The organism is Vibrio sp. 2-1-2a, assembly GCF_032648565.1.
GTDB lineage: Bacteria > Pseudomonadota > Gammaproteobacteria > Enterobacterales > Vibrionaceae > Vibrio > Vibrio diabolicus.
In genome coordinates this window covers 80,743-100,973 of record NZ_WBOH01000002.1, presented here as the reverse complement: position 1 = coordinate 100,973, position 20,231 = coordinate 80,743, and the positions used below count along the sequence as shown (strand labels likewise).

Genomic DNA, 20,231 nt, shown 5'->3' with positions numbered 1-20,231 from the left:
TTTGTGCTGGTTAAGTGGCAAAGTTTATCACTCTTTGATTGCTCTGCTTTAGATTGGTTTGGAAAGTGCGGGCGTTGAATAAAAAATGATCTGGTATAAACGCCATACAAGAAAACGCCCGCTAAACAGAATGTTAAGCGGGCGCTATAGCGTTACATCAAATGGAAATTATTTCTGAGTGGCTGCTTTCATCGCTGACACAAAATCACCAAGTTTATCGAGCATAATTTGTGGCTGCTCGACATTCGCTTCAATGATTTTCACCACAGCTGAGCCGGAGATGGCCCCTGCTGCGCCAGACTCTATTGCTTGTTTCACCTGTGCTGGTTCAGAAATACCGAAGCCAAGCAGCGCTGGTGGTGCATCGAACTGGTTTAATCTATCTAACATGTGACCAACTGGCATATTTGCTTTTGTCTCTGCGCCTGTCACGCCAGCACGAGAAAGCAAGTAAGTGTAGCCACCACCCAGTTCTGATACTTGCTTCAGTGTTTCGTCACTTGCCGTTGGCGGTGCGATGAAGATTGGGTGAATACCAAACTTCTCTGCTGCTGCAACAAACTCTGCACTTTCGTTGGTTGGTACGTCTGCAATCAGAACAGAATCGATGCCTGCTTTTGCACAGCGCTCGTAGAAGTTTTCGACACCGCGTGAGTAAACTAGGTTCGCGTACATCAGAAGGCCAATAGGCAGATCTGGGTATTTAGCACGAATCTTACCAATTTGTTCAAAGCAGATATCTGGTGTAGCGCCTGAATCTAGCGCACGAATGTTAGCGCCTTGGATGGTTGGGCCATCTGCAAGCGGATCTGAAAATGGAATACCAAGTTCAAGGGCGTCTGCGCCAGACTCAACGAGGGTCTCCATGATCTTGTAAGATTGTTCTGCGTTTGGATCGCAAACCGTTACGAACGGTACAAATGCGCCTTGGTTTTTTTCGTTTAGGCGCGCAAACATCTTCTCATAACGGCTCATTAAATCACTCCTTTTTCTTCTAGGATGGCGTGCACGGTGAAGATGTCTTTGTCACCACGACCAGATAGGTTTACGACCAATAGTTGTTCTTTCTCAGGATTCTCACGAGCCATGCGCAATGCATGAGCTAGAGCGTGAGAAGACTCTAGAGCTGGGATGATCCCTTCGCTGCGAGCCAGTTCTTGGAATGCCTCGAGCGCTTCGTCGTCAGTTACGTTGTCGTATTCTGCACGGCCAATTGCGTTTAGGTGTGCGTGCTGTGGACCAACTGAAGGGAAATCAAGACCCGCAGATACAGAGTAAGACTCCTCAACTTGGCCGTTTGGATCTTGCATCAATGGCGCTTTCATACCAAAGAAGATGCCCGTTTTGCCATGTTTAAGTGGTGCACCGTGTTGGTCAGTATCGATACCTTTACCTGCTGGCTCAACACCAATGAGGCGAACGCTTTCTTCTTCGATGAAGTCAGCAAACATACCAATCGCGTTTGAACCGCCGCCCACACATGCGATAACAGCATCAGGAAGACGACCTTCACGTGCCAAAATCTGATTCTTCGTTTCTTCACCGATCATTCGTTGGAAATCACGCACGATGGTTGGGAATGGGTGAGGACCTGCCGCTGTACCTAGTAGGTAGTGCGCGTCTTCATAAGTTGCAGACCAGTCGCGTAGCGCTTCGTTACATGCATCTTTAAGTGTTGCTGAACCCGAGTGAACAGGAATGACTTCTGCACCCATGAGTTTCATACGGAATACGTTCGGGCTTTGACGCTCAACGTCTTTTGCACCCATGTAAACGCGACACTTAAGGCCAAGTAGTGCACACGCTAGTGCGGTTGCAACACCGTGTTGACCTGCGCCAGTTTCAGCGATGATTTCGTTTTTGCCCATGCGTTTCGCAAGTAGCGCTTGACCCAACACTTGGTTAGTCTTGTGGGCACCACCGTGAAGCAGGTCTTCACGTTTTAGGTACAGTTTGGTTTTCGTACCTTTAGTTAGGTTACGAGTTAGAGTTAAAGCCGTTGGGCGGCCCGCATACTCTTGAAGAAGCGTCATGAACTCACTGCGGAATTCTGGATCTTCTTGCGCGTCGATAAACGCTTGCTCTAGTTGTTCCAATGCTGGAACTAGAATTTGCGGAACGTACTGACCGCCGTATTCGCCAAAGTAGGCATTCAGTTTTGCCATCGTTATATTCCTTCTCGTATTTTTCGCTACGAATAGCTTTAAATTTTTTAGCTGATGTCCAGCTTTAGTAGTTGCGAATGGCGGTGAAGGCCGCGAGCAACTTCTGTGAATCTTTTTTGCCTGGCGCGCTTTCTACACCAGAGTTTAAATCTAATCCCAAGCAACTTAGTGTCGCTGCTTGTTGAGTATTTTCTGGCGACAGTCCGCCCGCTAGCATAATTTGACTTGGGTCGCCGATCAGTGACCAGTCGAACACTTGACCAGTTCCGCCAGTTTGAGTGCCAACTTGCGCATCTAATAGATGGCGGTCAATGTGGTCTGCAAGCAGTTCTGGCTTGGCATCAGTCACGCCATAAGCTTTCCAAATTTCTACTGTTGTTGGCAGTTCGGCTTTGAGTTGGTTTACGTAAGCTTGGTCTTCTTGACCGTGCAGCTGAACTGCTTTTAAACCCAAAGAGGTCACGACAGAAGCAACAAAATCGATATCGTGATTTTGGAAAACACCTACGTAGTTAAGTGGAGCACCGCTCATGGTTAAGCGAGCACTTTCAAGGTCAACTGCACGCTTCGACTTCTCGACAAAAATCAGGCCACCAAATACCGCACCAGCTTGATATGCTTTTGCTGCGTCATCTGGATGCGTTAAGCCACAGACTTTGTTTTCACCCAACGTGACTTTGCGTACTGCAAGCTCTAGGTTGTCTTCTGCCATCAGCGAGCTACCAATCAAGAATCCGTCTGCGTATTTCGCTAAATCACGAACTTGTTGATGCGTATAAATGCCAGATTCTGAAATTACCGTCGCGTTTGGTGCTAATTCGCGAATTGTCGGCGCCAGTTCTTTAGTACGATTCAAATCGGTACTTAGGTCGCGAAGGTTACGGTTATTGATGCCGATAACGCGAGCGCCCAGCTTAACGGCACGGTGAAGCTCTTCTTCGTTGCTGACTTCGGTCAGAATGCCCATGTTCAGGCTGTGTGCTGCTTCTTCTAGGGCTTTGTACTCTTCATCATTGAGGACAGACAGCATTAGCAAGACAGCATCAGCACTGTAATGACGCGCTAGGTAAACTTGGTAGGTATCTACCATGAAGTCTTTGCACAGAACTGGCTGTTTGACTTGACCACGCACTTGAGGAAGAAAGTCAAAATTACCTTGGAAGTATTTCTCGTCTGTTAATACTGAAATTGCATCAGCATGGTTGTTGTAAACCGATGCAATGTAATCCAAGTCGAAGTGATCACGAATCAAACCTTTGGAAGGAGACGCCTTCTTACATTCGGTGATGAATGCTGTCTTTTCGCCACTCAGTGCATCGTAGAAGCTGCGGTCCGATGGCAGCAAATCAGACTGAAATGTGCTTAGCGGTTGAGACACCTTACGGTCTGCTACCCACTGATATTTGTCGCGGACAATTTTTGCCAGTACTTCTGCCATTTCTGCTTCTTTCTTAGAAACGTGTTCAGACAGGTTGTCAGCTTGCTGAGTGTTGAAGTCAGTCATCTTCTTCAATTCCTTAAGCGTGTGCGGCAAGTTGTTGTACCAATTGGTACGCCTTGCCTGAATTCATTGCTTCAATCGCTTGTTGCGTGTTGGCTTTTAAATCTTCGTGGCCGAATAGACGCATTAGCAGCGCAACGTTCACCGCCACTGCGCCCAATTGTGCGTCTGTGCCTTTACCCGTCAGGATATTGGTAATAATCGCTTTGTTTTCTTCAGGATCACCGCCTTTGATCGCTTCTAGCGGGTGCGCATCTAAACCGAAGTCTGCAGGCGTTAGTTTGTATTCTGTGATCTTACCGTCTTTGATCTCTGCAACGGTTGTTTCACCGTGAATCGCCACTTCGTCCAGACCGCTACCGTGTACTACAGCGGCGCGCTTCATACCCATTTGTAGCATGGTTTCTGCGATAGGACGAACCAGTTCTTCACTATAAACGCCCATCAATTCGATGTTAGGACGAGCAGGGTTAATCAGTGGGCCAAGAATGTTAAAGATGGTGCGTGTTTTCATGGTTTGACGCACTGGCATCGCATGACGCACACCACCGTGGTATTGAGGTGCAAATAGGAAAGCAACACCGATATCGTCGACCGCTTTACGCGTATCTTCTGCGCTCATGGCTAGGTTGATACCAAATGAATCAAGAAGGTCAGAAGAACCCGATTTGCTTGAAACGCTGCGGTTGCCGTGTTTTGCTACTTTTAGACCACATGCTGCAGCAACAAACGCCGCAGTGGTTGAGATATTGATGGTGTTGTGGCCGTCACCGCCGGTACCTACGATATCTGCGAAATCGTAATCTGGGCGAGGAAATGGGTTTGCGTTTGCCAGCAGTGCTTTTGCCGCACCCGCAATTTCATCCGGTGTCTCGCCTTTGATTTTTAGTGCAGTCAGTGCTGACGCCATTAAAATTGGGTCTAGTTCTCCACGGATAATGATGTCGAATAGCTGTTGGCTCTCTTCCTGAGTAAGCGATTCTTGCTCGTACAGTTTGGTAATAATAGGGTTGATGATTGCTTCCATATTTCCTCTCCTAAATTTCTTATGTGCCAAGTGCTTTTTAAGCAGTGAGTGGATTCGCTGAAGTTTGTTCTTCAAGTGCCCATTCAATGGCATTGGCCAACAGTGTCGCTCCGTAGGTCGTCATAATAGATTCCGGGTGGAACTGGAACCCGCAAACTTTATCTTCTTCATGTACAACAGACATCACCAAGTCATCCACTTCTGCCGTGATGGTTAGACTCTCAGGAATCTTGGTCGCAACCAGCGAGTGGTAGCGTGCAATCGCAAGTGGTGATGGTAGGTTTTGGTAAATCGCATGGTTTTGGTGCTCCATCATAGAGACCTTACCGTGAATGATTTCACCCGCGCCAGCGACGGTGCCGCCGTACGCTTCAACAATCGCTTGGTGACCAAGACAAATACCGATCATCGGAACTTTGCCTTTCATGCGTAGGATAAGTTCTGGCATTGAGCCTGCCTCTGACGGTGCACCAGGGCCTGGCGATAGCAGAACCACTGGGTTTTCAAGCTCGTTTACCGCTTGTTCGATGGTTTCTGCTGGGATGTTGTTTCGGTAAATCTTGACTGAGTGACCTAGCGAGCGGAATTGATCCACAAGGTTGTAGGTGAACGAGTCAAAGTTATCGATGAATACGATGTTCGCCATGTCTGCTACTCCTTGTTCGTAGGTTGAGAATGCGCTGCTTGGATAGCAGAGATTACCGCTTGCGCTTTACCGCGCGTTTCGTCTGCTTCCGCTTGCGGATCAGAGTCGAACACCACGCCAGCACCAGCTTGAACTTGAGCAATGCCGTTCTCAACGTAAGCTGAGCGAATTACGATACATGTGTCGAGTGTACCTTCGCCGGTAAGGTAACCCACAGCACCGCCGTAGCTACCGCGTCGTGCGCCTTCTACGTCGCGAATCAACTGCATTGCACGAATCTTTGGTGCACCAGTGAGCGTGCCCATGTTCATACATGCTTGGTATGCGTGCAGCGCGTCTAGGTCTTCACGCAGTTGACCAACCACACGAGATACTAAGTGCATTACGTGGCTGTAGCGGTCGACTTTTAGTAGGTCTGCTACGTGGCGTGTGCCAGCTTGAGCAATACGAGCAACGTCGTTACGTGCTAAGTCAACCAGCATCATGTGCTCTGCGTTTTCTTTCATGTCGGTACGCAGTTCAAGTTCGATGCGGCTATCTAGGTCGAAATCGATCTCTCCATTCGGGCGTTTACCACGGCGACGTGTACCTGCAATTGGGTAGATTTCAATTTGGTTGGTGTCGGTTTCGTACTTAAGCGCGCTTTCTGGTGATGCGCCAAACAAAGTGAACAGCTCATCTTGCATGTAGAACATGTAAGGGCTTGGGTTACTTTGTTTCAGTTCTTTATAAGCAGCGAGTGGAGAAGGGCAAGGTAGAGTGAATCGGCGAGATGGTACGACTTGGAACACATCGCCCTTAACTACGAACTCTTTTAAGTCGCGAACGATTTGGCAGAAGTCATCGTCAGATACGCTAGGTTCTACCGTTACGTCGGCGATTTTCTCTGCACTTGGAAGTAACTTTGGCGCCGCACATTGAGCGCTGATTTCTGCGATGCGAGTCTCTAGCGCTAGTTTTTCTGAATCATCCACAAACAATGTAGCTTGAAGCTGGCAAGATTCCGTTTGATGGTCGACAACAAGCAATGTTTCCGCTACGTAGAAAACGTAATCTGGACATTGATTGGTTGCTTCTGCATTACCAAGCGGCTCGAAGTTTGCGACGAAGTCGTAGGCAAACAGACCGCCAAGGAAAATCGCGTGTTTGTCTTGCTGTGAAATATCGAAGCTGTGTTGCACTAAACGTAGAGCGTCAAAAGAAGAAGCTTCACGTAGTCGAGAGTCTTCATCTAACGTGTCGCATGGCTGGCTAAACTCCAAAGTCAGCGTTTCGCCATCGAACTTACTCTCAACGTCACCACGGATGTTCTGGTTTAGGTGAGACAGTAGGTTTTTACCGTTGTTGGTTAACGCCTGCATGTTTACAGTGTGGCCGTAACAAACGATGCGCACCGCTGAATCGACGATTAAAAGTGATTTTAGATTCTGTTTCGAATCAATTTCAGCGGATTCGAGAAGCAAGCTATCTCTTTTGTTCTCACAAATGGTATGGAACAAACGTGTTGGGTCTTGAGTGTAAGGAACCGAAGTCTTTAATACTTCTAGGCATCCAAGTTTCTTGATTTCTATGGCCTTATTCACAAGACCTCCTTGTAGCTGTCTAAATCTTCCTGCCGTACATAGTCGCATAAAGCAAACGTTCTCCCAATCTAGAGTTAGCCATATTCGATTAATGTTTAGGCAGTTGAATGTGAAATGAGCAACAAAACAAAAAAGCCCGCTTAAGTAGCGGGCTTTACAACGTTTGGTTCTATAAACTAGAAGTATACGTTTGCCCACCAAGAACTAGTCCAAGTGCGCCACCAAGCAAGATCTGATGAGTTTGCCTTATTAAGACAAACCGCAACTTTCGCTTTTTGGTTTTGGTTAAATTCTTGTAACATGGTGAACCTTAAATTACGTACTTTGTATTTGTGTACTAGTTAACTAGTGCGAGAGTAAAAAGTCAACCCCAAAACAGCATTAAAACGATAAAAATATGAGAATTGATTTACATAGTCACACCACTGCATCGGACGGTCGGTTAGAGCCTAAAGATTTAGTGGAAAGGGCGCTGAGTTTTGATATCGAGGTTTTGGCGATCACTGATCACGATACGGTTGACGGCTTGGCGTTAGCCAAGCAACACGTTCAAGACAATAACTTGCCGATCAAAATCATCAACGGCATTGAGATATCGACTGTCTGGCAAAACAAAGACATTCATATTGTCGGCTTGAATATCGATCCGGAAAATGAACAATTATCCGCCCTCATCGAGCAGCAGAAGCAGCACCGCATAACAAGGTCAGAGTTGATTGCAGAGCGACTACAAAAAGCAACTCGGGAAGGTGTGCTCGAAGAGGTAAGGCAGATCGCCGGTGATGCGACTGTCACGAGAGCGCACTTCGCGAAATGGTTGGTGGATAATGGTTACGCAAAAACCATGCAAATGGTGTTTAAAAAATACCTAACGCGTAATAACCCAGGTTATGTACCACCGAATTGGTGCTCGATGAAAGATGCGGTTGATGCTATCCATGCTGCTGGTGGTTTGGCGGTATTAGCGCATCCTGGAAGATATAAGTTGACAGCGAAGTGGATTAAGCGTCTTCTAGCAGCGTTTGTAGAAGCAAACGGCGATGCGATGGAAGTTGCACAGCCACAGCAAGCGCAACAAGAAAGGCGCAACTTGGCTGATTATGCTATACAATACAAACTATTAGCGTCTCAAGGCAGTGATTTTCACTACCCATCCCCTTGGATGGAGCTAGGAAGGAACCTTTGGTTGCCTGCTGGCGTCGAACCAGTTTGGAAAGATTGGGGTATTGATCCTTCGTTGGATATATCAAAGTAACCTCAAGGTGTGGGTTTCAGCGTCAAACAACTGGAAAGTGTATATATTGCGTCTCAATGTGGCTTTCCTTGTCGTTGGAACTGAACAAAACTTTGAATCTTGAAGTCACTTGATAAAGCACAACAAGGCGGCATTCAAGCTCCAAATAAGAATATAGAGCCGAGAGGCTCGATAATGAGGAATTACAATGAGCCAGTTTTTTTACGTTCACCCAGAAAACCCACAGGCTCGCTTGATTAATCAAGCAGTAGCAATCATTCGTAACGGCGGCGTTGTGGTGTACCCTACCGATTCAGGGTACGCACTTGGCTGTCAGTTGGAGAACAAACAGGCACTGGAACGAATCTGTCAGATCCGTCGTCTGGATGATAAGCATAACTTTACTTTATTGTGTCGTGATTTGTCGGAGCTTTCTCTATATGCGCGAGTAGATAACTCTGCATTCCGACTACTGAAAAACAACACACCAGGTCCTTACACCTTCATCTTCAAAGGTACGAAAGAAGTGCCGCGTCGTTTGATGAACGCGAAACGTAAGACCATTGGTATCCGTGTTCCAGACAATCAAATTGCCTTGGATTTGTTGGAAGCATTAGGTGAACCGATGATGTCTACGTCGTTGATCCTACCTGGCAGTGACGTAACAGAGTCTGATCCGGAAGATATTCGCGATAAACTAGAACATGCGGTTGATGTGATTCTTAATGGCGGTTACTTAGGTGAACAACCTACGACCGTCATTGACTTTAGCGAAGGTGAACCTGTTGTGGTGCGTTTGGGATCAGGTGACCCGGCACCATTCGAATAATTCGACGAATAGACGTACACCACCGTCAAACAAAATAGGAGGCATCGCGCCTCCTATTTTAGTTGTCTTATCGAATATCTCATTGAACTTAACTGTTTGAGATTAAGCGAAATCGAAAATGTCGATACCATTTTGTTCAGCATAGTTGATGTATGCAGAGCTCACGCCGTTTAATGTTACTTCGACATTGTATTCATCACTAGAGAATACTGCCCAGCCACACTCATTATAAGATAAAGTCAGATCATCCGCTGAATCCAAGAACGTATCTCGAATACCATCATTGTCGGTGTCTCTGCCCATATCGAAGACAAGTTTGTCATGAAAAATATTAAAATCGACAATATCGGCTTTAATATCAATATCGTTGGAGGATACAGGTTGATCCGGTACACCAATAGCCAGGCGGTTTGTAAGCACGAAAGTGTCGTCTCCACAGCCGCCGCTCAGTACTGATTCACCATCGCCAACGACGAGCGTGTCGTTACCCCAACCCCCACTCAAGTAGTTGTTGCCTGAGTAATCAAAAATTGTATCATCGCCACAACCACCAAAGAGCTTGTCATTTCCTAATCCGCCCGATAGGAAGTCGTTGCCAAAGCCGCCAGAAACAAAGTCGTTCCCTCGGCCACCGAGCAAGGTATCGTCTCCCCAGCCCCCGAAGATAACATCATTGCCTCCGTATCCTACGAACTTATCATCACCACAGAAGCCGAAGAAAATATCGGTTGTTTCAGACCCTTTTGTACCGGTCATATCGTCATCTTGAGATGTCCCAAAAATCCAATTTAGGTCTAGGTTTAGCATAGACATTGTTCTATTCCTTTTTGTCTGATTTATGCCAATCGCCGAAAATGCAGAGCTAATCTAGCTAGTTAAAATACACGATAACGTTAGTGTCATTTTTAATAGTAAATAGTGACTTACCGATGCTTCTTGTCTTGCTATGAGTGCTCATTTATCCACGATGATTGGTATTACTTAGCAGCAAACTGGGACGGCTTATTCTTCGCTGCTTTCTAGCAATACGAACAGTAAACACACCCCAAGTGGTTATTGTTGTAACCCTGACAATTTTATCAGGTACTGCACGGTTAAAGTGGCTCGGGAAGACCGATATTAGTGGGATTCTCGCTGGGCAATATCAGCATTAAGTAGGAAAAAAGTTGCAGAATAGAGTAAATATTTTCGACGTTTTAAAGTGAATTTTGGGTGTGGAGAATGGCGCCGATTTAGCTTACATTAACTGAGAAAGTTACGTATAATGTCGGACCGAAAAATCCCACTGAAATGGGTAATTAGCAAAATACAGACCAATCCTGGTCTAGACGTCTGTGAAGACGACACATAGGTAGATAAATGAGCGAAAAGTTACAAAAAGTATTAGCACGTGCTGGTCACGGTTCTCGTCGTGAGATTGAATCGTTAATTAAATCTGGTCGCGTTAGCGTGAACGGTGTAGTCGCTAAGCTTGGTGAAAGACTTGAAGACGAGAGCAGCGTAGTTCGTATCGATGGTCACATTGTCTCTGCAAAGATTCAAGAAGAAGTGATTTGTCGTGTACTTGCGTACTACAAACCTGAAGGTGAACTGTGTACTCGTCACGATCCAGAAGGTCGTCGTACTGTTTTTGATCGTCTGCCAAAAATTCGTGGCTCTCGTTGGATTTCAGTTGGTCGTCTGGATGCGAACACTTCTGGTCTTCTGCTTTTCACAACGGATGGTGAACTGGCGAACCGCTTAATGCACCCAAGCCGCCAAGTTGAACGTGAATACCTAGTACGTGTGTTCGGTGAAGTAACTGAACAGAAAGTTCGTAATCTAGTAAAAGGTGTTGAACTGGAAGACGGTTTAGCTCGCTTCGAAGATGTTGTTTACGCGGGTGGTGAAGGCATGAACCACACGTTTTACGTTGTTATCAACGAAGGTCGTAACCGCGAAGTTCGTCGACTATGGGAATCGCAAGAGTGTACCGTTAGTCGTCTGAAACGTGTTCGTTACGGCGACATCTTCTTAGACAAGAAACTGCCTCGTGGTGGTTGGATGGAGCTTGACCTGAAAGAAGTAAACTACTTGCGTGAGCTTGTAGAGCTTCGTCCAGAAAAAGAAACCATGCTTGATCTGAACAAAGACAACACGTCACGCAAACGTGAGCGTGCACGCAGCCAAAAAATTCGTCGCGCAGTTAAGCGCCATGAAGAGCGTGTTAACACGCCAAAAGGTCGCAGTAACAACCCTTCTCGTCGTAAGCCGAAGAAGACTGCTGGTGACCAAGGCGCACGTAACAAGCATCGTTAATCGATAGCAAAACATCAGAAAGGCTTGCCAATTCGGCAAGCCTTTTTCTTATCTGTTACATAACAAAAGGATCTAAAGCCGATATAGAGCAGGGTACTTTGGATAAACAAATATCGCAGCTAAACAAAACAGCAGATAAAAAATACCAGCACTAGGCTGGTATTTTTGTTCATGATGAAGAAACGTTAATCGCGTTTCCAAAGCATATGGCAGAACTTATGTTCAGGGTCTCGGCTGATTAGCATACGAGCAAATACGTCATCAAGAACGTCATTTTCCTCATTTACTAGGCCGATACGAACCTCTGCATATACTTCTTTGTCGATCTCAAAGCCAACATGTTCAACCCAGTCATCACCAGTTTCAACAAGTTCTGCGGCACCACGATCTTCAAATTGCGCAGTAAACAGAATCACGTCAGCAGGCTCTAGATTATCTGGAGCCATTTCAAGGAAAATGTCGTACGCTGCGTCGATGACGTCGTCGTAAGAAATCAAATCAGACATGCTTATGCTCGGCTCATGTATTTACGTTCAGCTGTGTTAATGATAACACGGTCACCAGTTGCAATGTACTCAGGAACCTGGATGACAAGACCTGAAGCGAAGCGTGCTGGTTTAGTACGAGCAGATGCAGAAGCACCTTTGATTGAAGGGTCAGTTTCTTCAATCACTAGCTCAACAGAAGATGGTAGTTCAATACCCACAGCAGCACCGTTAACAAGGATAATGTGGATACCTTGTGTATCTTCGTTGATGAACAGCATGTCGTCTTCAACTTCATTGTGCTTGAATGTGTATTGTGAGTAGTCTTCGTTATCCATGAAGATGTGCTCATCGCCGTCAGCGTATGAGTACACAACTGCACGTTTGTTCATTTCTACCGTTTCAACAACGTCATCAGACTTGTAACGCTCATCTACACGTGCGCCCGTGTTTAGATCTGTACAACGCATTTTGTAGATTTTAGCGCCGCCACGACCGCCAGGAGTCGTTACTTCGATGTCTTTAACTAGAAGAGTTTTACCATTAGACTCGATTGCGAAGCCTTTTTTGATTTCACTTGCCTTTGGCATTGTATATTCCTATTCATACTTATTAAGCAAAACTCGGTGATTATAGCGCTAAGTTAGCCGCCTAGCATTAAAATTCATTGCAGAAATTTGTTGTTACTCCCATGACTAAACACCTGAATGGACTTGATTCAGTAAGTCGGCTAAGAGAACATATAGTCCAACTTCTTGAACCATCTGAGAACACGTTTTAAGTCATGTCTCTGCCTGTTATCGATCCTAAACAACCATTTCAACCAGAGTTTGCGCCTTTAATTAGGGAAGTCACCGCTTGTCTCAAAGGTGGATTGGGGCAAAACTTACACAGCGTTTATGTATACGGTAGTGTTGCTCGTAAAACAGCGATCGCAGGAAGGTCGAACTTAGACCTGGTTGTCGTTACTCAATCATCCTTTGAGCACAATCGCGCGACTTTGCTCAACACAATTAAGTGGCGTGCGCAGCAGAGTTACCCTCACGTTAATGGTGTATCGGTCCGTACAGCCTTAGTGAGCGAAGTAGCTAATTTAGACAGTATTTTCACTTGGGGCTTTATGCTTAAGCATTGCTGTGTCTGTGTTTATGGTGATGATCTAGCAGACTGTTTTGGTGATTACGTCCCAAGTTGGGAAATTGCTAAGCACTGGAATATGGATGTGGAAGATTGGATTACGGTGTATCGCAAAAAAATCGTACAAGCGAAGACGATAGAAGAGCAGGTGGCCGCCCAGCGCGTGATTGCTAAAAAGTTACTAAGAGCGTCATACTCTTTGGTGATGTATCGAGATAAACGTTGGTTTGATGACCCTATACAATGTGGCAAGGTATTCTTAACTTATCATCCTGAAAAGCAGCTTGAGATCGAGCGGCTAGAAATTTTACTTTCTGGCCGGGGTATTCCCAAGCGTTCTGTTATCGGGCTAATTGATGCGTTTGGTGATTGGTTAGTCAAACAGTACCAGAAAACAGAGTTTCGTATCGGTTAAAACAACCCCATTTGTGGTGCTGAAAGCCTGTCAAAATCCGTCCCAATGAAAGGGAGAATCGCATCTGCAACGGGTTTGAGTTGTTTATCAATGTAATGTTGATAATCAATCGGGCTATTGAGGTACTCATAAGGTTCAGGACCGTTCACGGTTATAATGTATTCAATTCGTCCTTTGTTTTGATACTGTAATGGGCGTCCAAGCTTGGCATTTATCTCATCCGCTAAACGAGCTGCACGCACTTGTGGCGGGACGTTCTTCTGATACTCATGCAGCTTTCTGCGCAGTCGCTTTTGATACACTAATTGTTCATCAAATTCACCGTTATTGGTTTTCTCAACCATCTCTCGGACATAGTCGCTTGGGTCTTCACCATGGAAAATCATTCTATAGAGCGTATTTTGAAATTTCTGTGCTAACGAGGTCCAGTCAGTACGGGCACTTTCTAACCCTTTAAATACAATCCGTTCTTGCTCTCCTTCACCGATTAAACCCGCATAGCGCTTTTTCGAGCCAGTTTCTGCGCCACGAATTGTTGGCATAAGGAATCTGCGATAGTGGGTTTCATATTCAATTTCCAACATAGATGTTAGGTTGTACTCAGAGCGCAGATGTTCTTGCCACCAAGAGTTGATGTAATCAACTAATTGATTTCCAACAGCGTCGGCTTCTACTTGACTGTATGGTCGATTCAACGACACAAATGTGGAATCCGTATCGCCGTAAATCACTTGATAGCCTTGTTCCTCAATCAGCACTTTAGTTTGCTTCATGATCTCATGTCCGCGCATGGTAATACTAGAAGCTAACCGAGTATCAAAGAAACGACATCCCGATGACCCCAGTACGCCATAAAACGAGTTCATGATGATTTTGATTGCCTGAGAAAAAGCTTTTTCATTGTTCTTCTTTGCAACATCACGTGCTGCCCAAAGCTTTTCAATCATTTCTGGTAAAAAGTGTTTCGTACGATGGAACTGTCCACCGCGAAAGCCAGGAACAGCCTGATTATCTTCTTTTCCAATATCGAGTAATAACCCCTCAACCAAACCCATAGGATCAATCAAGAAAGAGCGAATAATCGATGGATATAGACTCTTAAAATCCAATACTAAAACGGAATCATATAGGTTAGGGATGGAGTCCATCACGTAACCGCCGGGGCTCGCAATCCAATTTTCTGGGTGTAGGTTCGGGGCAACATAGCCTGCGCGGTGTATTTGCGGCATGTATAAATTAGTGAATGCCGCTACCGAGCCACCGACACGATCCAGTTCTACACCAGTGAGGCGAGAGCGTTCAATTGCAAAGTCGAGCAGGTGAGTGTGATTGAAAATCTTGTTCACCAACACGCAGTCTTGTAAGTTATATTTAGCCAGCGATGGTTTGTCGGAGCGGTACATACGATTGATCTCATCCATACGGTCATGAACGTTGTGGATTTCTTTACCTTCCCCCAAGAGTTCTTGAGATACAGACTCTAATGACCAAGACCGAAAGTGATAAGTCGCCGTTTTTAACGTATCGATACCGTCCATTACAACTCGCCCGGGAATGGAAATAAACCCTTGTTGGCTTTGAGATGAGCTTCTGAAAAAACTGGCTTGGTCTGCTCTGCCAAGCATGAGTTTCATGTTGTGCCATTCTGCTCGTTTGTGTAACAGACAAAAGTCAAAATCAATGACATTCCAACCGACAATGACATCGGGGTCGAATTTTTTAAACCAATCGATGAGTGCTTCTAGAAGCGCCTTTTCATCCTGGACCCATTGTATCGGTGTATCCGAAGGTTCTGGTTCTCCGATCATGATAACGCGGGAATCCATGACGCTGTCTAATCCGATGGAGTAAAGAATGCCTTTCTCAGAGCATTCTAGATCTAACGAGACAACGTTTAACTTCGGCTCATATTGCCCCGTACGGCATTTTGCGTTCTGGACGCGTTGGTAGCCATTGGTACGAGTCACATTGCCTGTAAACTCAATACTGCCTTTAATAAAACGCTCCATGAGGTAGCGATCGGCGAGGCGAATATCACTTTCGTAAGTGGTGATATCATTTTGAGCGAACGTGTCTTTAAGTGTGAGAGCGTCTCTGGTTACGTTGGTATAGCATGCAGAAAGAGGCGTATGTTCAAACGTTTTGAGATCCAAAAGGCGGATGTCGACGGGTATGTTTTTTTCTCGCGCGAGTGTTTTTGCTTGCTCTGAGTGTTTCTGAGCGATGAAAAATACTGGCTTCTCACCATTAATAATTAACTGAGTAGGACCTGCTTCTGTCGAAAGCCACAGCTCGATTTGAGTTTGACCTTTGATGTCTCGTGCCTGTCGAGTAAGCAGAAAGCCTTGTTGGATATTCAAATGTGAGAAACCTTAGAAAACTTGAAGAACGCTAGTTTAACATTAAGAACTGTAAAAATAACCAGTAAAGAAAGCGGTTCAAATTTTTGCTGGAATTAGTGATTACAAGTTAGCCTCTGGTGCAAGAGGGACAGTGTCATTTTAAGTTATAGCGTGTTTCTCTGGGCAATATGAAACCTAGTTACTTGATTTATTGTACTTAATGTTGTTAATTGTCTTTTCTTAGATTTCGGTTCTGCTCATCACGCTCTAAAATAATAGAGTGGTTTATGAATAAGTTCTTGCTAAAGTTTGCGTTTCAGCACATATTCATAGAAAGCAATTTTTTGTCGATTACGTTAGTATATAGGCAGTCATACTGATATCCACATTTAACAAATAATGGTTATGTGGGTGCAGAACCAATACAAAGTGTGGAGATACAAGTTTGATAAATGTTTTCCTTGTAGATGATCACGAGCTGGTTCGCACAGGGATACGACGTATTATTGAAGACGTCCGTGGAATGAACGTAGCAGGAGAAGCTGACAGCGGTGAAGATGCAGTAAAATGGTGTCGCAGTAATCATGCTGACGTCGTTTTAATGGACATGAACATGCCAGGAATTGGTGGCTTGGAAGCCACTAAAAAAATTCTTCGCGTGAATCCTGATGTGAAAATCATCGTACTTACCGTTCATACAGAAAACCCGTTTCCAACCAAGGTGATGCAGGCAGGTGCGTCTGGTTATTTAACTAAAGGTGCTGGCCCTGATGAAATGGTGAATGCGATTCGTGTAGTTAATAGTGGGCAGCGTTACATCTCACCAGAGATTGCGCAGCAGATGGCATTGAGTCAATTTTCTCCAGCCTCTGAGAACCCTTTTAAAGACTTATCCGAACGTGAATTGCAGATAATGCTTATGATCACCAAAGGCCAAAAGGTAACGGATATTTCTGAGCAACTTAATTTAAGTCCAAAGACAGTCAACAGCTATCGCTACCGACTCTTTAGTAAATTGGACATTAATGGTGACGTTGAGTTAACTCACTTAGCGATTCGCCACGGAATGCTGGACACCGAGACCCTTTAGTGTGAATCCTCCCTTCGATTCGGCTTCCTTTCTCAAGACAGTAACTCATCAGCCCGGCGTTTACAGAATGTACAACGCCGAAGCTGTTGTAATCTACGTAGGTAAAGCCAAAGACCTAAAAAAGCGCCTTTCAAGCTACTTTCGAAAAAAAGTAGACAGTGAGAAAACTCGCGCGCTTGTCAGTAATATCGCCAAAATAGATGTCACAGTGACTCACACTGAGACAGAAGCGCTCATCTTAGAGCATAACTACATCAAGCAGTATTTACCGAAATACAATGTTTTGCTGCGAGATGATAAGTCTTACCCTTATATCTTTATTAGCGGTCATAAGCACCCACGGCTTTCTATCCACCGTGGCGCCAAGAAGCGCAAAGGTGAATATTTTGGCCCCTACCCAGATTCTGGTGCAGTAAGAGAAACATTGCATTTGCTGCAAAAGATATTTCCTGTGCGCCAGTGTGAAGACACTGTCTATTCCAACCGAACGCGCCCATGTTTGATGTACCAAATTGGCCGTTGTGCAGGGCCATGCGTTGATACCATCATTTCTGATGAAGAATACGCAGAGTTGGTTGGCTTTGTGCGCATGTTTTTGCAAGGCAAAGACCAGCAAGTACTCAAACAACTGATCGAGAAAATGGAAGTTGCCAGTCAGCAATTGCGCTTTGAAGATGCCGCTAAATTTCGCGATCAAATCCAAGCGATTAGACGTGTTCAAGAGCAGCAGTACGTCTCAGAAGACAGCATGGATGATATGGATGTACTAGGGTTTGCTCAGGAGAATGGTATTGCGTGTATTCATATCCTGATGATACGCCAAGGTAAAGTGCTTGGTAGCCGTAGCCATTTTCCGAAAATCCCACAAAATACAAGCCAGCAGGAAGTGTTCGATAGTTTTCTGACTCAATACTATTTGAGCCATAACGAAGCGCGCACGATTCCTTCTCGTATTATTTTGAATCAAGAGTTGGCAGAAGATATTGCGCCAATACAGAAAGCGTTAAGTGAAGTGGCAGGTCGTAAGGTTCATTTCCATACCTCGCCAACTGGCTCTCGAGCAAGGTATCTCAAGCTTTCGAACACGAATGCACTAACGGCGATTACCACCAAAATCAATCACAAGATGACGATTAATCAGCGTTTTCATGCGCTTCGCGAAACATTGAAGTTGGAGTCTATAGCTCGAATGGAATGTTTTGATATCTCCCATACTATGGGGGAAAGTACGATTGCATCGTGTGTGGTGTTCAACAATGAAGGCCCCGTTAAGCAGGAGTATCGTCGCTATAACATCACTGGCATTACCGGTGGTGACGATTACGCTGCAATGGGACAAGCGTTGGAGCGCCGTTATTCGAAGCAATTGGACGTAGAGAAAATTCCCGACATCATCTTTATCGATGGTGGTAAAGGTCAGTTAAATCGTGCGCATGACATCATTTCGCAGTACTGGGGGGATTGGCCAAAGCGTCCTATCATGATTGGTATTGCAAAAGGCGTTACTCGCAAACCAGGTTTAGAAACGCTGATTACAGTCGATGGGGACGAGTTTCATTTACCAAGCGATGCTCCTGCGTTGCACCTTATTCAACATATTCGTGATGAAAGCCATAACCATGCTATAGCGGGGCATCGTGCTAAGCGAGGTAAAACCAGACGTACTAGTGCACTTGAAGGGATTGAGGGAATTGGCCCTAAACGACGTCAGGCGTTACTCAAGTACATGGGTGGGTTACAAGAACTTAAACGTGCAAGTGTCGAAGAAATCGCCAAAGTACCAGGAATAAGTCACTCTTTAGCAGAAATTATTTTCCAAGCATTGAAACAATAAGGAAAATCGCGCAACATTAAGCCGCAATGTGTAAGAGAATAATAAAATGCGTTTGAATATCCCGAACATTCTGTCTCTTCTTAGACTGTTCCTAATCCCTGTTTTTGTGGTTGTCTTTTATCTACCTTATTCATGGGCACCGTTTGCAGCAGCAATGGTGTTTTGGGTAGCGGGTTTTACTGACTGGCTTGACGGCATGTTGGCCCGTAAACTTGGCCAAACTTCTCGTTTTGGCGCGTTTATTGATCCTGTCGCTGATAAAGTGCTAGTGGCAACGGCATTGATTTTAATCACGGAACATTATCATTCAATTTGGGTGACCATTCCTGCGGTAACGATGATCGCGCGAGAAATCATTATCTCAGCATTGCGAGAGTGGATGGCTGAAATCGGTAAGCGAGCGAGTGTTGCGGTATCTTGGGTTGGCAAAGTAAAAACTGTTTCGCAAATGTTCGCCTTATGGGTGTTGATATGGCGTTACGATGAATGGATGGTTTGGCTAGGCTTTGCGGCCTTGTACGTGGCAACTTTCTTGACATATTGGTCAATGATTCAATATTTAGCTGCTGCGAAAGACGATCTGTTGAATGAAGAGCATCATTAAATTCTGATATTAGAAAGCAGGCTTAATAGCCTGCTTTTTTGTATCTAAGATAATCTACGGCATTTCTTTGCTTCTCACGTTTTTCAATGCTTGCTAACGGCCATACTTGAAATTTCTATCTGAGAGTTCCTGTTTCGATAGAATTTCATATGTGATCTAAGTCTTGTTTTTGCCCTTGGAGAGCCTCAGAGAAGCGAGTCTCCTGATTGTTGACGCTTCAATACACGTAACGCACGGCCAGCAGTGTAAGGCATAGCTAAAGTTTTATGATAAACAAGTGTATTTAAGCGATTTTTAGTATTAAAACTAAGCAATCCACCGTCTTTCGCACAAATTCTAGTCAAACGATTTAAAAAAATAAAAATAGTGTTGACTCGATCGCTCGAATCCGTAGAATGCATCCCGTACCCAAGAGAGCGCAGCTCAAAAGGGTGGTGAAAAAGCTTAGCTTTATTCACAAATGAGGCGCCTTGGCAGAGTGGCTATGCAGCGGATTGCAAATCCGTGGACCTCGGTTCGACTCCGGGAGGCGCCTCCATTATTCTTTTGAGAGTGAATGGCTTTCGAGAATAAATGCGACACTAGCTCAGTTGGTAGAGCGCAACCTTGCCAAGGTTGAGGTCACGAGTTCGAACCTCGTGTGTCGCTCCAAATTTTATTGATATGGCGTTAGCGGTATCAGATGGTGTTTTACTTTTCTGTAAAGGCATCACAAAGAATATTTGTGTGCCCTGGTGGTGAAATTGGTAGACACAAGGGATTTAAAATCCCTCGACGTTCGCGTTGTGCCGGTTCAAGTCCGGCCCGGGGCACCATCTCATATTAAATGCGACACTAGCTCAGTTGGTAGAGCGCAACCTTGCCAAGGTTGAGGTCACGAGTTCGAACCTCGTGTGTCGCTCCAGGTTTAAGGCCCAGCATAAAAATGCTGGGCCTTTTTTGTATTTCTTAAAATCTTAAATTTCTTCTTCGCGATGTATTTCTTTAAGCACTGAGCTCCTTCAGCTTACTAACTTAACTCCTTGTTAATTTTAGCCATAG

19 protein-coding genes, 4 tRNA genes and 1 other annotated feature are annotated in these 20,231 nt (G+C 45.1%); of the genes, 11 read left to right on the top strand and 12 right to left on the bottom strand.

From position 1 onward, the window contains the following. Window positions 1-168: 168 nt before the first annotated feature. From trpA to F7Y48_RS05100, 7 genes are all read right to left on the bottom strand, one after another. Window positions 169-975, bottom strand: coding sequence for a tryptophan synthase subunit alpha (gene trpA / locus F7Y48_RS05130; protein WP_134647450.1), 807 nt, complete (start codon window positions 973-975; stop codon window positions 169-171). Beyond that, entirely contained in the window at window positions 975-2,165 is a 1,191-nt protein-coding gene (gene trpB / locus F7Y48_RS05125; RefSeq protein WP_005394827.1) for a tryptophan synthase subunit beta, read from the bottom strand. The genes trpA and trpB overlap by 1 nt, the downstream gene beginning before the upstream one ends. Window positions 2,166-2,229: 64 nt before the next feature. Beyond that, the gene (trpCF, locus tag F7Y48_RS05120) at window positions 2,230-3,669 is read right to left on the bottom strand and encodes a bifunctional indole-3-glycerol-phosphate synthase TrpC/phosphoribosylanthranilate isomerase TrpF (protein WP_316682063.1); all 1,440 of its coding nucleotides are present in this window, start codon (window positions 3,667-3,669) and stop codon (window positions 2,230-2,232) included. A gap of 13 nt (window positions 3,670-3,682) precedes the next feature. Then, window positions 3,683-4,693 carry an anthranilate phosphoribosyltransferase gene (trpD, locus tag F7Y48_RS05115; RefSeq protein ID WP_104971911.1) on the bottom strand — a complete coding sequence of 337 codons (1,011 nt, stop codon included), beginning with the start codon at window positions 4,691-4,693 and terminating at the stop codon, window positions 3,683-3,685. A 37-nt stretch (window positions 4,694-4,730) separates the two neighbouring features. Continuing rightward, complete coding sequence (locus F7Y48_RS05110; RefSeq protein ID WP_046874475.1) at window positions 4,731-5,339, bottom strand: aminodeoxychorismate/anthranilate synthase component II; 609 nt, start codon at window positions 5,337-5,339, stop codon at window positions 4,731-4,733. A 5-nt stretch (window positions 5,340-5,344) separates the two neighbouring features. Further along, on the bottom strand, window positions 5,345-6,922 hold the full coding sequence (locus F7Y48_RS05105; protein WP_316682059.1) for an anthranilate synthase component 1: 1,578 nt from the start codon (window positions 6,920-6,922) through the stop codon (window positions 5,345-5,347). A gap of 126 nt (window positions 6,923-7,048) precedes the next feature. Next, window positions 7,049-7,152: a sequence feature (Trp leader region), on the bottom strand. Beyond that, entirely contained in the window at window positions 7,099-7,224 is a 126-nt protein-coding gene (locus tag F7Y48_RS05100) for a trp operon leader peptide (RefSeq protein WP_005376787.1), read from the bottom strand. Its footprint overlaps the feature before it by 54 nt. Window positions 7,225-7,319: 95 nt before the next feature. On the opposite strand from F7Y48_RS05100, the gene rnm reads away from it, so the two are divergent. Then, window positions 7,320-8,177: an RNase RNM gene (gene rnm, locus F7Y48_RS05095; RefSeq protein ID WP_316682057.1), complete on the top strand. Its 858-nt coding sequence runs from the start codon at window positions 7,320-7,322 to the stop codon at window positions 8,175-8,177. Between the two features lie 187 nt (window positions 8,178-8,364). Further along, window positions 8,365-8,985 carry an L-threonylcarbamoyladenylate synthase gene (locus F7Y48_RS05090; protein WP_005376791.1) on the top strand — a complete coding sequence of 207 codons (621 nt, stop codon included), beginning with the start codon at window positions 8,365-8,367 and terminating at the stop codon, window positions 8,983-8,985. 102 nt (window positions 8,986-9,087) lie between these two features. Here the strand turns inward: F7Y48_RS05090 and F7Y48_RS05085 are convergent, their stop codons facing one another. Continuing rightward, window positions 9,088-9,798: a calcium-binding protein gene (locus F7Y48_RS05085; RefSeq protein ID WP_316682055.1), complete on the bottom strand. Its 711-nt coding sequence runs from the start codon at window positions 9,796-9,798 to the stop codon at window positions 9,088-9,090. Window positions 9,799-10,344: 546 nt separating this feature from the next. On the opposite strand from F7Y48_RS05085, the gene rluB reads away from it, so the two are divergent. Continuing rightward, a complete protein-coding gene (gene rluB / locus F7Y48_RS05080; RefSeq protein WP_005376798.1) occupies window positions 10,345-11,283 on the top strand; it encodes a 23S rRNA pseudouridine(2605) synthase RluB in 939 nt (312 codons plus the stop codon). A 185-nt stretch (window positions 11,284-11,468) separates the two neighbouring features. Here rluB and F7Y48_RS05075 read toward each other — a convergent pair whose 3' ends face one another. Both F7Y48_RS05075 and yeiP read right to left on the bottom strand, forming a co-directional pair. Further along, the gene (locus F7Y48_RS05075; protein WP_005376800.1) at window positions 11,469-11,789 is read right to left on the bottom strand and encodes an HI1450 family dsDNA-mimic protein; all 321 of its coding nucleotides are present in this window, start codon (window positions 11,787-11,789) and stop codon (window positions 11,469-11,471) included. Between the two features lie 2 nt (window positions 11,790-11,791). After that, on the bottom strand, window positions 11,792-12,358 hold the full coding sequence (yeiP, locus tag F7Y48_RS05070; protein WP_005376801.1) for an elongation factor P-like protein YeiP: 567 nt from the start codon (window positions 12,356-12,358) through the stop codon (window positions 11,792-11,794). A gap of 194 nt (window positions 12,359-12,552) precedes the next feature. On the opposite strand from yeiP, the gene F7Y48_RS05065 reads away from it, so the two are divergent. After that, complete coding sequence (locus tag F7Y48_RS05065; RefSeq protein ID WP_182019859.1) at window positions 12,553-13,320, top strand: nucleotidyltransferase domain-containing protein; 768 nt, start codon at window positions 12,553-12,555, stop codon at window positions 13,318-13,320. Here the strand turns inward: F7Y48_RS05065 and F7Y48_RS05060 are convergent. Further along, window positions 13,317-15,680 (bottom strand): DNA polymerase II, encoded by a 2,364-nt coding sequence (locus F7Y48_RS05060; protein ID WP_258506577.1) that lies wholly within the window; start codon window positions 15,678-15,680, stop codon window positions 13,317-13,319. The two genes, F7Y48_RS05065 and F7Y48_RS05060, sit on opposite strands and share 4 nt — an antisense overlap. Window positions 15,681-16,107: 427 nt before the next feature. Here F7Y48_RS05060 and uvrY point away from each other — a divergent pair, with 427 nt between their 5' ends. Genes uvrY through pgsA form a run of 3 tightly spaced genes read left to right on the top strand, consistent with a single transcriptional unit; the run spans window position 16,108 to window position 19,190 of the window. Next, complete coding sequence (uvrY, locus tag F7Y48_RS05055; protein ID WP_005386783.1) at window positions 16,108-16,752, top strand: UvrY/SirA/GacA family response regulator transcription factor; 645 nt, start codon at window positions 16,108-16,110, stop codon at window positions 16,750-16,752. A gap of 1 nt (window position 16,753) precedes the next feature. After that, a complete protein-coding gene (gene uvrC / locus F7Y48_RS05050; RefSeq protein WP_025767270.1) occupies window positions 16,754-18,586 on the top strand; it encodes an excinuclease ABC subunit UvrC in 1,833 nt (610 codons plus the stop codon). A gap of 46 nt (window positions 18,587-18,632) precedes the next feature. Beyond that, complete coding sequence (gene pgsA, locus F7Y48_RS05045; protein ID WP_005394805.1) at window positions 18,633-19,190, top strand: CDP-diacylglycerol--glycerol-3-phosphate 3-phosphatidyltransferase; 558 nt, start codon at window positions 18,633-18,635, stop codon at window positions 19,188-19,190. Window positions 19,191-19,375: 185 nt separating this feature from the next. Here pgsA and F7Y48_RS05040 read toward each other — a convergent pair whose 3' ends face one another. Further along, entirely contained in the window at window positions 19,376-19,648 is a 273-nt protein-coding gene (locus F7Y48_RS05040) for a hypothetical protein (RefSeq protein WP_237312276.1), read from the bottom strand. A gap of 6 nt (window positions 19,649-19,654) precedes the next feature. Here F7Y48_RS05040 and F7Y48_RS05035 point away from each other — a divergent pair. The 4 genes from F7Y48_RS05035 (at window position 19,655) to F7Y48_RS05020 (ending at window position 20,094) form a co-directional block, all read left to right on the top strand. Further along, window positions 19,655-19,728: transfer RNA gene (locus F7Y48_RS05035), tRNA-Cys, on the top strand. 37 nt (window positions 19,729-19,765) lie between these two features. Further along, window positions 19,766-19,841 (top strand) — tRNA-Gly (locus F7Y48_RS05030). Window positions 19,842-19,918: 77 nt separating this feature from the next. Further along, a tRNA-Leu gene (locus tag F7Y48_RS05025) sits at window positions 19,919-20,005 on the top strand. A gap of 13 nt (window positions 20,006-20,018) precedes the next feature. Then, window positions 20,019-20,094, top strand: a tRNA-Gly gene (locus F7Y48_RS05020). The last annotated feature ends 137 nt before the right edge of the window (window positions 20,095-20,231 follow it).